Annotated in this window: 12 protein-coding genes; 4 read left to right on the top strand and 8 right to left on the bottom strand. The window is 58.5% G+C overall.

Annotation, left to right across the window (positions count from 1 at the left end; all coding sequences use genetic code 11):
* Positions 1-65 precede the first annotated feature (65 nt).
* Both RBB47_RS23585 and pcaD read left to right on the top strand, forming a co-directional pair.
* The gene (locus tag RBB47_RS23585) at positions 66-1,172 is read left to right on the top strand and encodes an LLM class flavin-dependent oxidoreductase (RefSeq protein WP_305988357.1); all 1,107 of its coding nucleotides are present in this window, start codon (positions 66-68) and stop codon (positions 1,170-1,172) included.
* Positions 1,169-1,984 (top strand): 3-oxoadipate enol-lactonase, encoded by an 816-nt coding sequence (gene pcaD, locus RBB47_RS23580; protein WP_305988356.1) that lies wholly within the window; start codon positions 1,169-1,171, stop codon positions 1,982-1,984. The genes RBB47_RS23585 and pcaD overlap by 4 nt, the downstream gene beginning before the upstream one ends.
* Before the next feature lie 109 nt (positions 1,985-2,093).
* On the opposite strand, the gene RBB47_RS23575 is transcribed toward pcaD, so the two are convergent.
* The 8 genes from RBB47_RS23575 to RBB47_RS23540 all read right to left on the bottom strand — a co-directional run bounded on the left by RBB47_RS23575 (position 2,094) and on the right by RBB47_RS23540 (position 11,488).
* Positions 2,094-2,726, bottom strand: a complete 633-nt coding sequence (locus tag RBB47_RS23575) for a glutathione S-transferase family protein (protein ID WP_305988355.1) — start codon at positions 2,724-2,726, stop codon at positions 2,094-2,096.
* A gap of 154 nt (positions 2,727-2,880) precedes the next feature.
* Positions 2,881-3,621, bottom strand: coding sequence for an SDR family oxidoreductase (locus RBB47_RS23570; protein ID WP_305988354.1), 741 nt, complete (start codon positions 3,619-3,621; stop codon positions 2,881-2,883).
* Positions 3,622-3,769: 148 nt separating this feature from the next.
* On the bottom strand, positions 3,770-5,224 hold the full coding sequence (locus RBB47_RS23565; RefSeq protein ID WP_305988353.1) for an aldehyde dehydrogenase family protein: 1,455 nt from the start codon (positions 5,222-5,224) through the stop codon (positions 3,770-3,772).
* Positions 5,225-5,234: 10 nt separating this feature from the next.
* On the bottom strand, positions 5,235-6,824 hold the full coding sequence (locus RBB47_RS23560; protein ID WP_305988352.1) for an ABC transporter ATP-binding protein: 1,590 nt from the start codon (positions 6,822-6,824) through the stop codon (positions 5,235-5,237).
* On the bottom strand, positions 6,821-7,651 hold the full coding sequence (locus tag RBB47_RS23555; protein ID WP_305988351.1) for an ABC transporter permease: 831 nt from the start codon (positions 7,649-7,651) through the stop codon (positions 6,821-6,823). Before RBB47_RS23555 ends, RBB47_RS23560 begins: the two co-directional genes overlap by 4 nt.
* Entirely contained in the window at positions 7,648-8,595 is a 948-nt protein-coding gene (locus RBB47_RS23550; protein WP_305988350.1) for an ABC transporter permease, read from the bottom strand. Before RBB47_RS23550 ends, RBB47_RS23555 begins: the two co-directional genes overlap by 4 nt.
* 95 nt (positions 8,596-8,690) lie before the next feature.
* Complete coding sequence (locus tag RBB47_RS23545; protein WP_305988349.1) at positions 8,691-10,175, bottom strand: ABC transporter substrate-binding protein; 1,485 nt, start codon at positions 10,173-10,175, stop codon at positions 8,691-8,693.
* Positions 10,176-10,204: 29 nt separating this feature from the next.
* A complete protein-coding gene (locus RBB47_RS23540; protein WP_305988348.1) occupies positions 10,205-11,488 on the bottom strand; it encodes an acetylornithine deacetylase/succinyl-diaminopimelate desuccinylase family protein in 1,284 nt (427 codons plus the stop codon).
* A gap of 85 nt (positions 11,489-11,573) precedes the next feature.
* Here RBB47_RS23540 and RBB47_RS23535 point away from each other — a divergent pair, with 85 nt between their 5' ends.
* Positions 11,574-12,131, top strand: a complete 558-nt coding sequence (locus RBB47_RS23535) for a PAS and helix-turn-helix domain-containing protein (RefSeq protein ID WP_305988347.1) — start codon at positions 11,574-11,576, stop codon at positions 12,129-12,131.
* Positions 12,132-12,472: 341 nt separating this feature from the next.
* Positions 12,473-14,407: a PrkA family serine protein kinase gene (locus RBB47_RS23530; RefSeq protein WP_305988346.1), complete on the top strand. Its 1,935-nt coding sequence runs from the start codon at positions 12,473-12,475 to the stop codon at positions 14,405-14,407.
* Position 14,408: the final 1 nt, after the last annotated feature.

Below are 14,408 nucleotides of genomic sequence, written 5' to 3'. Positions count from 1 at the left end.
AAACACCAACCCCGGCAGTAAGGTTTGATCCAGATCAATGACTCGTGCTTGAGAGGAGCAGGCCCATGGAACTCGGTTTCTTCACCATGCCGATCCACCCGCTGGACAAGGACTGGCGGCTGACGCTGAAAGAAGACCGCGAAGCGTTCCTGCTCGCGGATGAACTTGGCTTCACGGAAGCCTATTGTGGTGAACACGTCACCGACCAGGCCGAAAACATCACGTCCTGCGCGATGTTCGTTGCCTCACTGGCGTCTGCCGTCAAGAACATGCGTCTGGGAACCGGCACGGTGAACATGCCGAATGCGCATCCCGCAGCGGTTGCCGCACAGGTGGCCATGCTCGATCACATGCTCGACGGGCGCTTCAATTTCGGCATTTCGCCTGGCGGTCTCCTGTCGGACGCAGAGGTTTTCGGCAACCTGGACGCAGACCGGAATGAAATGTTCCTCGAGGGCATCAATACGGTACTGAAAATCTGGGAAAGCGAGCCTCCCTACAACATTGAAGGCAAGTACTGGAAGATCACGACCGAGCGCACGAGCATGGCTGAAATCGGCCAGGGCATCATGCCGAAACCCCTGCAGCGGCCGCATCCGCCGATCGTTGTCACCGCCGTCGCGCCGTTTTCCAAAGGCGTTACGGAAGCTGCGGCCCGCGGTTGGGATCCGATCAGCGCCAACTTCCTGATGCCCCAGTGGGTTGCCAGCCATTGGCCAAAATACGTGGAAGGCTGCGAACGCGTCGGCCGGCCCGCGTTGACCGAAAACTGGCGCGTCGCACGTTCCGTTTTCGTTGCCGACGATCTCGATACGGCCCGCGAATATGCGCTGGGGCCGGACAGTCCCTACCGCTTCTACTACGAGCAGATCCTTACCAAGATGCGCAAGAACAATCGCCTCGGCCTGTTCAAGACACATCGGGACCAACCCGATGAGGAAGTGACGCTGGAGGGTGTTCTGGAGAACCTTGTTACCTGGGGAACTCCGGACAAGGTGACCGAGGATTTGCTTGCCTATCGCGAAACCGTCGGTGACTTCGGCACACTGCTTTATGCCGGCAAGGATTGGGCCGATCCGGATCTCGGCCGGCGCTCGATGATCCTTTTGGCCGAAAAGGTCAAGCCGGCGTTCAATGCCGCCGTTTCCTCAGAAACGCAGGCCGCACAATGACCGGCCGCGTAGACCTCGGCAGCCATAGCCTTCAGACCTATATCGATGGGCCTGAAGGTGCGCCATGGCTGATCCTGTCGAATTCCCTCGGTGCGAGCGCTGAAATGTGGGATCCGCAGATCCCCGCGCTCAGCGAGCATTTCCGTGTGCTGCGGTATGACACCCGCGGTCACGGCAAATCCGATGTTCCGAGCGGCCCCTATACGTTTGACCATCTTGTCGGCGATGTGATCAGCCTGATGGACAGGCTGGACATTGAGACAGCCCGGTTCATGGGTCTTTCCAAGGGCGCCATGACCGGCCTCGGACTTGCGCTCGCGCATCCCGACCGGATCGAGCGTGTCGTTTGCGCAGACGGGCGTTCGGATGCACCGCCACCGTTCAAGTCCATGTGGGACGACCGGATCGGCAATGTCGAAGCGAATGGTATGGCCGGGATTGTCGATGGCACGATGGCGAGCTGGTTCACACCGGACTGGCTAGACGCCAATCCGGAGACCGCCGAGGGCGTTCGCCGGATGATCCTGTCGCATGATCCGGCCGGCTACATCGCCAACTGCCGTGCACTCCAGGGCCTCGACTATTTCCGCCGGCTCGACAAGATCGGGATCCCGGTTCTCTATGTAGGCGGCAGTCACGACAAGGGTGCGGCCCCTGCAGTCATGCAGGCCATGGCCGATGCGACACCCGGCGCAAGCTTTGTCGAAATTCCGAACGCGGCCCATGTGGCCAACATCAATGCACCGGAAGCTTTCAACGCGGCGGTTATGGATTTCCTGACTGCCGATGTGGCAGCGCAGGCAACCGCCTGACGGAAGGGCTCCTCTGGACCGCGATGCGGGGCCGGTCCTCGACTATTCCCCTCTACCCGCATTCAAACTTCGAGCCGCCCTCCCCACGGGGCGGCTTCTTTTCGTGAGCTCAGGCGCCCGGGACTTTCATGCTCATGAAATCAACCATGACGAAGTCGCGATAGGCCGGCCGCTCGCACAGGCGGTCGTAATAGGCGCGCAGTCCCGGAAGGTCGGCCTTTTCGAAATCCATTTCGTAGTAACGGTAGAGCAGGCTGCCGATCTGGTAGTCGACCAGATTGAGGGAATTGCCACCAATGAACGGGCCTTCAATAAGGCCTTCTACAATCGACATGGATTGCTTGAGCGAGGCGATCGCATTCGCCACGCCCGCCTCGTTCCTCTCGCTTGCCGGGGTGCGGATGAGCTGCCAGAAAATCATCGGGATCAGAGGCACATAGACATGCTGCCTGGACATATCGGCCCAACGCTCGATCCGCGCGGCAGCCATCGGGTCGGCCGGGTGTCCACCGTAGCGGCGCATCAGGTAGCGCAGGATGGTGACCACCTCGGAGATCGCCTGCCCGTCCTGCTCCAAAACGGGAACCAGTCCGAGCGGGTTCATGGCCAGGAACTCCGGTGTGTCGTTGCCACCGAAGGGTCCACTTACATCGAGACGCTCGTACTCAAGGCCAAGCTCTTCAAGACACCAGATCACCGGTTGAACATTGGACGACGAAATACGGCCGTGAATTGTGATCATTTTCTCAATATCCCTGTAAAAACGTTGCCGCATCGCGAGCGGCGATCCGGATTTTGACCTGTACGGAGCAACCGACAAAGCCCCGTTGGCGAAAATTATGTGATCCGAAAGCCCGAACTGATTGCCGAGGATACGGATCCCTTCAGGATTAACGTCAAACGCAACGGCCGCCATCGACCTCAAGTGCGGCACCAGTGATCATGCTTGCCTCGTCCGAGCACAGGAAGCAGGCGGCATTGCCCATGTCCTCAGGAGTCGAAAAGCGGCCAATCGGAATGGTGGACAGAAACTTCGCCCGGATCTCGGGCGTATCCTCACCCATGAAGCTCTTCAGAAGCGGCGTTTCTCCGGCAACCGGGCAGATGGCGTTGACGCGAACGCCGGAGGGTGCCAGTTCCACCGCCATGGTCTTGGTCGCCGTGATCATCCAGCCCTTGGATGCATTGTACCAGTTCAGTCTCGGGCGCGGACTGAGTCCGGCGGTGGAAGCCACATTCAAGATCGCTCCTTTGCCCGCGTCGGCCATTGCAGGAACGAAATACCGAGACGTCAGGTAGACGGACTTGCAGTTGACCGAAAAGACCTTGTCGAAGTCCTCTTCGCTGACGTCCTGAAGCGGCATGGGCAGATGGGTAACGCCCGCGTTGTTAACGAGAATATCAACCTGTCCGAGAACACCGGATGCAGTTTCTGCAAGGGACTGGACACTTTCTCTGCTGGACACATCGACCTTCAGTGCCACACCACCGACCTGGCGTGCGATGTCCTCTGCAAGGTCCTTGTTGAGATCGGCAATCAGAACCTTTGCACCTTCGGCGGCAAACTTGCGCACGATTCCGGCACCAAATCCCGATGCGCCGCCGGTCACGATCGCTGATTTTCCCTCCAGTCTCATCTGGACTTCCTTTCTCATTGTGTCGCTGTCCCGGCCTGATCCGGAACGTTCCCCATTTCACCGCTCGGACCCGGGTTCAAAACCGGGACGGCGCACGAAACGGGACAGACTTTGCGAGCGCTCTTAGGGTGCGGACCCAATTGGCGCCTCACCCGTGGTAAGCCGCCACCGTCTTCAGCGTGGTGAAGCCATAAAGCGCTTCGAAGCCTTTTTCGCGGCCATGACCTGATTTGCCAACGCCACCAAACGGCAGTTCGACACCGCCACCGGCACCATAATTGTTGACGAAGACCTGACCGGTGCGGATCTTTTTCGCAAGCCGCATCTGCCGTGCTCCGTCCCGGGACCAGATGCTGGCAACAAGGCCATAATCCGTGCCGTTTGCGATCGCGACCGCTTCATCCTCATCGTCAAACGGAATAACAACCTGTACCGGCCCGAAAATCTCATCCCGTGCCAGCGTATGTGTCGGGGAAACCCCGGTAAAAAGTGTCGGCCTGACATAGTTGCCGCCTTCCGGTGTATCCTGGAAGTCTCCCTCTGCAGCCTTTTCCAGATCGTCGCCGCGATCCAGGAAACTGGTGACGATGCCCTTTTGCTTGGCCGAGATCAGCGGACCGACATCAAGGTCCGCCAGAGCAGGACCTACCTTCAGCGCCGCATATCTTTCAGCCATACGCCCGACAAGCTGATCCGCTATCGACCGGTGAACCAGAATGCGCGAGGACGCCGAACAGGTCTGACCGGCGTTCTGAATGCCGGCATTGACCAGAAACGGCAGAGCGGCCTCAAGATCGGCATCCTCGAAAACGATCTGGGGCGACTTGCCCCCGAGCTCCAGCGTCACCGGAACGACGTTTGCAGCGGCTGCCGCCTGCACCCTTGCGCCCGTCGCAACCGATCCGGTGAAGCTGACGTGGTGCACGCCCGGATGAGCCGAAAGGGCAGCTCCTGCCTCCGAACCAAGGCCCGGAACAACGTTCAGCGCACCATCGGGCAGACCGGCCTTTACGGCAAGATCGGCAAAAGCGAGAGCCGTCAGGCAGGCGTCCTCAGCGGGTTTCAGAACGCAGGCGTTTCCGGTTGCAAGGGCTGCGCCCACCGAGCGGCCGATGATCTGCATCGGATAGTTCCACGGCACAATATGGCCGGTGACGCCGTGCGGCTCCCGCAACGTGTAAACCGTATAGCCGTCGAGATAGGGAATTGTCTCGCCATGTAGTTTGTCGGCGGCGCCGCCATAAAATTCCAGGTAACGCGCAAGCGCAACCGCGTCCGCGCGCGCCTGCTTCAGTGGTTTGCCAACATCCAGCGCCTCGATACGCGCAAGGTGCTCCACTTTTTCCAGAACCAGTTCGCGCAGACGGAAAAGAAACCGCCCGCGTTCGGCTGCCGTTGTCCGGCCCCACGTGCCCTGCCAGGCATCGCGGGCGGCCAAGACCGCCGCATCGACATCATCAGCAGTACCCCGCGCGATTGAACCGATGCGCTCTCCAGTCGATGGATTTTGCAACGGCAGCTCCTGACCTCCGGCCGGAGCAACCCATTTGCCGCCGATCAGGCACTTGGCCGGATCGAACCACAGGTCCAGTTCGTCAGTCATGGCATCTCCTTCAGGCAACATCGGCCGGCAGAACCGGTGCGGCGTCGACAAGTTGCTTTGTATAAGCGTCTTTCGGATTGTCGAAGACGGCCTCCGTCGGACCCTCCTCAACGATTTTTCCGGATTTCATGACCAGCACGCGTTCGGTTATGGAGCGCACGACGCTGAGGTCATGGGAAATGAAAAGATAAGTGAGCCCGAACCTGCCGCCGAGATCGGCCAACAGATCCAGCACCTGGGCGCGCACCGACACGTCGAGCGCGGAGACGGCCTCGTCCAGAACAATCAGATCCGGCTTGATGATCAAGGCGCGCGCGATTGCGATCCGCTGGCGCTGTCCGCCGCTGAATTCGTGGATGTATTTGCCGGCGTCATCCGCAGTCAGCCCGACACTTTCCAACGCTTCCGCGATCGCTTCCCTGCGTTCTGATCCCTGCGGCGGGCTGTCCAGCAGGTGGTAGGGCTCGGTAATCAGCCTGTCGACGCGCCAGCGCGGATTGAAACTGCCATAGGGATCCTGGAAAACCACTTGCATGCGCCGGCGCACTTCGCGATTGGCATGATGATGCACGACGACCGGCTCGCCATCGAACAGGATGTCACCGCCCTGGGTTTCCTCAAGGCCGAGAATCGCGCGTGTCAGAGTGGACTTTCCGCAGCCGGATTCTCCAACAAGACCGAGGCTTTCGCCTTTTCGGATTTCGAAACTGACATCGTCGACGGCGCGGAACCTGGTTGTCTGTCCCCACCAGCCATGGCTGTGGCTGGCATATTCGCGCACAACATTTCGCACCTGAAGAAGTGGCGCAGACGTTGTCCTTGCCGACTTTACCGGGACGTGACCCGATGCCTCCAGAAGGGCCCGCGAATAAGGATGCTGCATGTTGCGGAAGAGGTGCGCAGCCGGGCCGCTTTCAACCACTTCGCCCCGACGCATGATCACGAGATCGTCCGCCAGATCGGCGACGACAGCCAGATCATGGCTGATCAGCATCAATCCCATGCCGTCTTCGGCCACCAGGCGCTTCAGGAGATCAAGAATCTGCGCCTGGGTTGTCACGTCCAGTGCCGTGGTCGGTTCATCCGCGATCAGAAGTTTCGGTCTCAGCGCGATTGCCATGGCAATGACCACGCGCTGCCGTTGGCCACCGGACAGTTCGTGCGGATATCGCGACAGGGGGAACCGGTCCTGCGGCAACTCGGCCCGCCGTAATGCTTCGGCGGCTCTCGCCAACGCCTCCGCCTTCGGCACATTTTCATGGATGAGTATGGTCTCGGCAACCTGGGCGCCGATTGTCTGAAGGGGATTCAGGGCGGTCATGGGTTCCTGAAACACCATGCCGACCTCTTTCCCGCGCAGGCTGCACAGTTCTTCCTCGCTGCACGCCAGAATGTCCTTGTCCGACAAGGATATGTCACCGCTGCACGCGGACCCGTTCGGCAACAGCTGGAGCACGCTGAAAGCCGTCATCGACTTGCCCGATCCGCTCTCGCCGATGACGCCCAGGATGCGGCCCGCACCGACCTTCAACGAGACATCCTTGAGGATCGTGGATCCATGGATCGAAAGTGACAGCCTGTTGATGTGCAGGAGGCTCACGAGCGTGACCTCCGCAGTTTCGGATCGAGCACATCGCGCAATCCGTCGCCCATCAGGTTCAGGCCAAGCACTGTCAGCAGGATCGCCAGTCCCGGAAAGAGTGCCAGGTGCGGCGCGAGCGAAATCATCGTCTGACTGTCGGCCAGCATGCGCCCCCAACTCGCCGTCGGAGGTTGCGCGCCAAGCCCGACGTAGCTGAGACCCGCCTCGGCCAGAATACCCAGTGAGAACTGGATCGTTCCCTGAACGATCAGCAGGTTGGTCACGTTCGGTAGAATGTGTTCTACGGAAATCCGCGCCGGCCCCTTGCCGGCGACCCTTGCCGCCATGATGTATTCGCGGCTCCAGAGCGTCAGCGCCGCACCCCGTGTGAGGCGGGCAAAGACGGGAATATTGAAAATGCCGATTGCGATGATCGCATTCAGCGCAGACGCGCCAAAGACAGCGGTGATCATCACGGCGATCAGAAGGCTCGGAAAAGCAAAGACCAGATCATTCATGCGCATGATGACCTCGTCCAGAAGGCTGCCCTTTCGCGCGGCCGCGGCAAGGCCAAGCGGCACGCCGGCCAGCATTCCTATCCCAACGGCGACCAGAGCGACAGCGATCGAGGTGCGTGCCCCGACCATGATCATGCTCAGGATGTCCCGGCCGAACTGGTCCGTTCCGAACGGATGCTGAAGGCTGGGCGATTTCATGCGCTCGGCAATGTTCAGGACCGTCGTGTCGTAGGGCACCCAGACCAGGCTGACGATCGCGGCGCCGGTAAAGATCAACGTCAGGACCAGGCCCGGCAGCATGGACCGGTTGTGCAGGAATATCTTCATCGCCGCCTCCGCAAGCGCGGATCGACAAGCGCGTAGGCAAGGTCGACGGCGAAGTTCACTACGATGACGGCGAAGACCAGAAGCATTACAACGCTTTCAACGACAATCAGATCGCGGGAACTGATTGCCTGAAAGACCAGGCGCCCGAGGCCGGGAAGGAAAAAGACATTCTCGATGATGATCGCACCGGCCAGCAAGAACGAGAACTGAAGCCCCATGATCGTGAGCACCGGGATGAGCGCATTGCGCAAGGCATGGCGCCACATTGCCTGGCCTCTGGTCAGACCTTTTGCACGGGCAGAGCGAATGAAATCCTCGCCGAGTGTGTCAAGAAGACTGGAGCGCATGACGCGCGTCAGAATGCTCGCCTGGGGCAGAGCCAGGGCAATGGCCGGCAGTGTCAGCGCCTTCATCCCGGCAAAAAAACCGTCTTCCCACCCCGGAAAGCCACCTGCGGAAAACCAGCGCAGATTGATGGCGAAAACCAGCACCATCAACATCGCAAACCAGAAGTTCGGGATGGCAACACCAAGCTGGGTCACGCCCATAACCCCGGCATCCGCATATGAACCGCGCCTGGAAGCAGCCCAGATCCCGGCAGGAAACGCGATCAGCGTACTGAGTGTCAGAGCGTAAAGCGCTAGCGGTAACGAGACCCACAAGCGCTCTCCGATCAGCTCCGATACCGGCGTTCTATAGGTATAGGACGTGCCGAAGTCTCCGACGAGAAGCCCTCCTGCCCAGGAAAGATACCGCTGCAGGATCGTGCCGTTCAGCCCCAATTGCTCCCGCAAGGCGTTCAGCGTGTCTTCCTGAGCGTTGACCCCCAGCATGTAGGCCGCCGGGTCGCCCGGCACGACTTCGAGCGCCAGGAAGATCACCACCGACGCAGCGACAAGGCTTAGCCCAAGAGACAGAAGGCGTTTCAGGAAGTATTGCAGCATCAGCCGGTCACGCGCCTATCGGCATACTGTCTCCGGAACATTGAAGTGGGGTGGGAAGGGCGCCCACCGGTGGCAGACGCCCATCTTGTTTGATCTCAGTCTTCCCAAACGACGGCGGTCAGATCTGTCGCCTGGGTTGGCTGGTTTTTCCAGAGCCCCTTGATCCTGGCATCGGCGACCGTGGGAAAGGCGAGCTGGAAGAGGTACGCATTCACGTAGTCCTTTGCGATCATCTCCTCGGCCTGCTTCAGAAGTTCCGATCTTTTTTCAGGGTCGTTTTCGCTGGTGATGGCCGCAAACAGTTCTTGAAACGCCGGATTGTCGTACTGGAAGTAATAATCCGGACGCGCGTAAATCCCGATGTCCATCGGCTCGGTGTGGCTGACAATGGTCAAGCCATAGTCCTTGCCGCGGAAAACCTGCTCTAGCCACTGTGCCCATTCCAGATTGGTGATCTCTGTCTCGATGCCGACAGCGCGGAGCTGCGACGCGATGATTTCGCCGCCGCGGCGGGCGTAGGACGGAGGCGGCAGTTTCAGGGTGGTTTCAAATCCGTCCGGGAACCCTGCTTCAGCCAACAGTGCCTTGGAGCGCTCGGGATCGTATTGGCTCAGGCCGGTGAGATCGACATAGTCCGGGTTATGAGGTGCGAAATGCGTTCCGATCGGCGTGCCGTATCCGAACATGGCGCCATCGATGATCGCCTGACGATCGATGGCATGGGCCACTGCTTCACGCACTTTGATGTTGTCGAACGGCTCCAGCTTGTTGTTCATCGCCAGAATCGTCTCGCCCTCGGTCGAGCCGACAAGCACCTGGAACCTTGGATCCGCCTCGAATTGCGGTAGGTTTTCCGGCGCAGGGAAACCGACAAAAGCGTTGACGTCCTCCGCCATGACCGCGGCAAAGGCCGCCGTCGGGTCTGAGATGAACTTGAAGGTGACGTTGTCGAGCTGGGCGGGCGTACCCCAGTAGTCAGGGTTCTTCTCAAGGTCGATCTTGTCCCCTTGCACCCAGTCGGAGAATTTGAAAGCACCGGTGCCAACCGGATTGGTCTTGATATCTGCGATTGTTTCCGGCGCGACGATCACCGCATCGCCCCAGGCCATGTTGAACAGGAAATTGCTGTTGGCCTCGCTGAGCGTGACCTTGACGGTGACAGGATCTATCACCTCCACACTTTCAATGCCGGCGAAAAGCGCTTTTTGGGCATTCGCGCTGTCGTCTCCACGCGCCCGGTCGAGGCTGAATTTGACATCTTCGGCGGTCATGTCCGTTCCATCATGGAACTTGACGCCATCGTGGAGATTGAAGGTGTAGGTTTTGCCGTCTTCGGAAATCGTCCAGCTTTTTGCCAGGCCCGGATTGACGGACCCGTCCGGGCCAAAGCGGGTCAGGCCTTCGAACACATTGGAATAGAGCACGGAGTCGATTGCTCCGGCGGCCGCGCTGGTCGGATCCAGATGCGGCGGTTCGAGCTGCATCGCGACGATAATGTCGGTTTTGGCCTCGGCGATGCCGATGCTTGCGGCTAGTGCAAGGGCGCTGATCAGCCCGTTTCCAAACAGTTTCAAACGCATTGTTCTCCCCATCTGTCGATGCCGCGGCGTTACGGCTTTGCCAACAGTTCGATCAGTGACCGGCCCATGACCTTCGCACAATCGAGCATATCTTCCACGCCAACATATTCATCCGGTTTGTGCGCCAGATCCAGAATTCCCGGACCATAAGCGATACAGTTTTTGAGTTTTCCGATTCGGTCGACATGTTTTTGATCGTAAGTCCCTGGGCTTACGACATATTCCGCTTTTTGGCCGAATGTTTCTTCAATTGCCCGCGCAACCGTTCTAACCACCGGCGCATCCCTTTCGGTCATCGTGGGCAGAACGCGGTGCAGCTCCCTGATCTCATACTGAAAGGAATTCCGACGGCTTTTGACAGTCTCAAAGATCTGTCTGATTTCTGCCTGAACGTCTTCTATGTCCTCTTCCAGCAGGAAGCGGCGGTCGATGATCATGCGGCAAGTGTCGGGTACGCAGGGGCTCGGAAGGCCAGTGAAACTGGCGTCGCCCTCAACCTGGCCGCCGTGAATGGAGTTGATGTTCAATGTCGATTGCCGCGCGCCTTCCGGAATGACTGGCATCTCGGTCTGTTTTTGTGCCAGCGCCGGAAAAAGGCTCTTTTCCATTTCTTCCAGCACCGCGCCCATATGTCGGATCGCGCAATCTCCAAGGAACGGCATGGAGCCGTGGGCGATCTCACCGAACGTTTCCACTTCGGCCCACCAGACGCCCCGGTGGCCAAGGCAAATGCGGTTTTTGTTGAACGGTTCCGGAATAATGACGTGCTGGACGCGCTCAGGATCGAAATAACCTTTCTCAGCCAGATAGGCGACGCCGCCATATCCGCCTGATTCCTCATCTGCCGTTGCGCTGATCTCGACCGCCCCGGAAAACTCCGGACAGACCGCCAGAAACGCTTCCGCAGCGACGATGCTGGCGGCCAGGCCGCCTTTCATGTCACAGCTGCCACGCCCGTAAATCTTGCCGTCGACAAGTTCACCGCCGAAAGGATCCCTGGTCCAGCCCTGCCCAACATCGACAACGTCGACATGACTGTTGAAATGCATGCATTCGCCCGAACGAGAGCCTTCACGCCGCGCGATGAGATTCCAGCGCGGATACTTGTCGCTGTCGCCCGGCGTTCCAAACGCCCGGACCAGTTCTGTTTCGAAACCGGCGCCTTGAAACCGCCTGTCAAGATAATCGCAGATTTCCCGGTAGTTTTCGCCCGGAGGATTGAGCGTCGGAATGCGCAACAGATCCTGTGTCAGCGCAATGAGATCGTCGCGCCTTTCATCGATTTCCCGAATCAGTCGATCGGTCAACGTCATGGTGTTCGGTCCGTATCTGGCAAATATACCTAGAACTATGCTACCATTCATCTACGGTGCCAATACCGTATGACCACGGTGACACATGCATGAATTTGATGCACTTGCCTATGACTTCGCCCCCATGGGCCTGGCGCTGACCGAACATCGCGTCATCCGGACCTGCAATCAGACGTTTGCGGACATGTTTGGATACGAAAAAACAGAGCTGATCGGGCGCAGCTTCCGCCTTCTGTACGGATCCGAGGAAGAATTTCATCACGTTCGGGATATTGGTCTGAAACCCTTGAGCGAGTCGCTTCCTTATACGGACGAACGCCTCATGCGGCGATCGGACGGCTCGCGGATCTGGTGCCGGTTCCGGGCAAGGACGCTGACACCGGAAAAACCGCTCGCGCGTACGGTTCTGAGTTTTGCCCTAATCGAAGATAGTCTGGGTGGACCACGACTTACGCCGCGGGAACGGGACGTTCTGCTGCTGCTGTCAAAGGGTCAGACCAGCAAAGAGATGGCGCGTGTCCTCGGGCTATCCCCTCGCACCGTCGAAGACGTCCGGGCCCGGCTTTTGAAGAAATTCAAAGTAAAAAACGTCACCGTGTTGCTGACCAGGCTGTCCGGTCACCGTGCCGACAAACCAAGTTGATATCGTGCGTGAAAAATTCAAGTGGCGGCAAGAGGCCCGCTGTTGCAATCTCTGGAAAACATTCTTTTTTTCAATGAGTTGCGCCGCCATTCTCTTTGGTGAGCAGATGTAAAGACGGGTAAACCCCTTCTTCGACGGGCAAGAATTCCAGCCGATTGTTTCCAAAAATTGCCCGTCACGATTCTGGCTCCAGCATGGCCATGTGGATCAAAATCGTCCGCAATTTTTTTTGAAATCGAAATTTTTGCGAAAGCCTAAAGTTTAAGTTGCCACACCGGGTGAAAGTCCCATCTAATCTAAGAGGGGCAGGTGGTTGGGATCGCCTAGCTGGAAGACGGAAGATGGAGATATACACACGGTTCGCCGAGGAATACAAAAATAGAAACCTGGAAGAAATTACAATCCAGGACTACTTGCTTGGATGCAGAGATGACCCCTTGATGCGCGCGACCTCCGCCGAGCGGATGATGGCAGCGATTGGAGAACCAGAGGTCATTGATACGAGCCAGGACCAGAGGCTCGGCCGGATTTTCATGAACCGGACGATCAAGCGTTACGCACCTTTCAAAAACCTCTTCGGAATGGAAACCACGATCGAACGTATCGTCGGGTTCTTCCGCCACGCCAGTCAGGGACTGGAGGAACGCAAGCAGATCCTCTACCTGCTTGGTCCTGTTGGCGGCGGCAAGTCCAGCATCGCCGAAATCCTGAAGAAACTGATGGAACAGGAGCCGATTTACGTGCTCAAGGCCGGCGACCAGATCAGCCCGGTCTACGAGTCCCCGCTCGGCCTGTTCAGCGCCAACCGTGTCGGCGATCTGCTGGAGGACAAATACCACATCCCCCGCCGCCTACTCACGGGTCTCATCTCGCCATGGGCAACCAAACGGCTTGACGAGTTCGAAGGCGACATCTCGAAATTCTCCATCGTCAAACTCTATCCCTCGCGGCTGCGCCAGATCGGCGTGACAAAGACCGAGCCGGGAGACGAAAACAACCAGGACGTATCGGCTCTTGTCGGCAAGCTCGACATTCGCAAGCTGGAGGAATTCAGCCAGGACGACCCGGACGCCTACAGCTATTCGGGGGCCTTGAACCGCACGACGCAGGGCCTGATGGAATTCGTCGAAATGTTCAAGGCACCGATCAAGGTGCTGCACCCGCTGCTGACAGCGACACAGGAAGGGTCCTATGTCGGTACGGAAAACATCGGCGCCTTGCCCTATCAGGGCCTCATCCTTGCGCATTCGAACGAATCCGAATGGAGCCAGTTCAAAAGCAACAAGAACAACGAGGCCTTTCTTGACCGCATCAGTGTGGTCAAGGTTCCTTACTGCCTGAGAGCGACCTCAGAAGCTGACATCTACGACAAACTGCTCAGCCAGAGTGCGCTGGCCGAGGCACCCTGCGCGCCGGAGACGTTGCCGCTGCTCGCGCGCTTCAGTGTGCTGACCCGGCTGCACGAACATGAGAATTCGACGCTTTACTCGAAGCTCCGCGTCTATGACGGCGAGATGCTGAAGGACTCCGATCCCAAAGCGAAGTCGTTACAGGAATACCGGGATTCCGCCGGTGTCGATGAAGGCATGAACGGTATTTCCACGCGGTTCGCATTCAAGGTGCTTTCCGAAACCTTCAATCACGACACGGAAGAGATTTCGGCTGATCCCGTTCACCTGATGTATGTGCTGGAACAGGCCGTCAGGCGTGAGCAGTTCGACCAGGAGACCGAGAGCAAGTATCTGGATTTCCTCAAGACCGAGCTCGCACCTCACTATGCCGAATTCATCGGCAACGAGATCCAGAAGGCCTATCTGGAATCTTACACTGACTACGGCCAGAACCTGTTCGACCGGTACATAGCCTACGCGGATGCCTGGATCGAAGAGCAGGACTACAAGGATCCGGACACGGGCCAGATTTTCGATCGCGAGGTTCTGGAAAAAGAGTTGGAGAAGATCGAGCAGCCCGCGGGCGTCGCCAATCCGAAGGACTTCCGCAACGAGGTCGTGAAATTCGTGTTGCGTGCCCGGGCGGAGAACCAGGGCCAGAACCCGGACTGGCGCCGGTACGAGAAACTTCGCCAGGTCATCGAGAAGCGCATGTTCGGCAAGGTGGAAGAGCTACTGCCCGTCATCAGTTTCGGCGCCAAGCGGGACAAGAAGACCGACGAAAAGCATCATGAATTTGTCGAGCGCATGACCGGACACGGGTATACGAAACGACAGGTAAGGCGGCTCGTCGAGTGGTACATGCGCGTCAACAAGGCCGGGTAAC

The organism is Roseibium sp. MMSF_3544 (assembly GCF_030732845.1).
Taxonomy (GTDB): domain Bacteria; phylum Pseudomonadota; class Alphaproteobacteria; order Rhizobiales; family Stappiaceae; genus Roseibium.
Note: the sequence above shows the minus strand (reverse complement) of the source record. Positions and strands in the feature narration are given on the sequence as shown.

Bases quoted from the DNA above. Each gene is read 5' to 3' on its own strand.
- RBB47_RS23585 (WP_305988357.1), top strand. From the start codon at position 66: ATGGAACTCGGTTTCTTCACCATGCCGATCCACCCGCTGGACAAGGAC.
- pcaD (WP_305988356.1), top strand. From the start codon at position 1,169: ATGACCGGCCGCGTAGACCTCGGCAGCCATAGCCTTCAGACCTATATC.
- RBB47_RS23575 (WP_305988355.1), bottom strand. From the start codon at position 2,726: ATGATCACAATTCACGGCCGTATTTCGTCGTCCAATGTTCAACCGGTG.
- RBB47_RS23570 (WP_305988354.1), bottom strand. From the start codon at position 3,621: ATGAGACTGGAGGGAAAATCAGCGATCGTGACCGGCGGCGCATCGGGA.
- RBB47_RS23565 (WP_305988353.1), bottom strand. From the start codon at position 5,224: ATGACTGACGAACTGGACCTGTGGTTCGATCCGGCCAAGTGCCTGATC.
- RBB47_RS23555 (WP_305988351.1), bottom strand. From the start codon at position 7,651: ATGAAGATATTCCTGCACAACCGGTCCATGCTGCCGGGCCTGGTCCTG.
- RBB47_RS23550 (WP_305988350.1), bottom strand. From the start codon at position 8,595: ATGCTGCAATACTTCCTGAAACGCCTTCTGTCTCTTGGGCTAAGCCTT.
- RBB47_RS23545 (WP_305988349.1), bottom strand. From the start codon at position 10,175: ATGCGTTTGAAACTGTTTGGAAACGGGCTGATCAGCGCCCTTGCACTA.
- RBB47_RS23540 (WP_305988348.1), bottom strand. From the start codon at position 11,488: ATGACGTTGACCGATCGACTGATTCGGGAAATCGATGAAAGGCGCGAC.
- RBB47_RS23535 (WP_305988347.1), top strand. From the start codon at position 11,574: ATGCATGAATTTGATGCACTTGCCTATGACTTCGCCCCCATGGGCCTG.
- RBB47_RS23530 (WP_305988346.1), top strand. From the start codon at position 12,473: ATGGAGATATACACACGGTTCGCCGAGGAATACAAAAATAGAAACCTG.